A 710-nucleotide genomic window follows, 5' to 3' on the forward strand; every position below is an offset into this window, starting at 1 on the left:
CAGCTAACTTTAATGGCCAGCGTCCGGTTATTGATCCCAACGATGCCGTTATGCTTTTGATCGACCATCAGAGCGGCCTGTTTCAGACCGTTGCAGACATGCCGATGCCCGTCTTGCGCAATCATGCGACAGCACTCGCCAAGATGGCAACGTTGACCAAGATGCCCGTTATCACCACGGCATCCGTGCCGCAGGGCCCCAATGGTCCGCTGATCCCGGAGATTCATGAGAACGCTCCTCATGCCAAATATGTAGCCCGCCGTGGCGAGATCAATGCATGGGACAATCCGGATTTCGTTGCTGCCGTCAAGGCAACGGGCCGCAAGACCCTCATCATCGCAGGCACCATCACCAGCGTCTGCATGGCCTTCCCGGCAATCAGTGCTGTTCAGGACGGCTATAAGGTTTTCGCTGTGGTGGACGCATCCGGCACCTATTCCAAAATGGCCCAGGAAATCACGCTGGCCCGTGTCGTTCAGGCCGGTGTCGTGCCGATGGATACGGCTGCGGTGGCTTCCGAACTCCAGAAGACGTGGCATCGTGACGACGCGCAGGAATGGGCAAACGTCTACACCAAGATTTTCCCTCCCTATCAGCTTCTGATCGAAAGCTACATGAAGGCACAGGAAGTCGAAAAGAACCACGAACAGCTCGATTCACAGCGCAGCTGATGAAACCGAAGCACAGAAGGGCGGCAGGCAACTGCCGCC

Annotated in this window: 1 protein-coding gene; it reads left to right on the top strand. The window is 56.8% G+C overall.

Annotation, left to right across the window (positions count from 1 at the left end):
* The coding region (locus JNC70_RS22800; protein ID WP_374789061.1) for a hydrolase at positions 1-671 on the top strand (671 nt) is incomplete at its 5' end.
* Positions 672-710 lie beyond the last annotated feature (39 nt).

The sequence above is a fragment of the Brucella oryzae genome (genome assembly GCF_041929965.1).
Lineage (GTDB): Bacteria > Pseudomonadota > Alphaproteobacteria > Rhizobiales > Rhizobiaceae > Brucella > Brucella oryzae.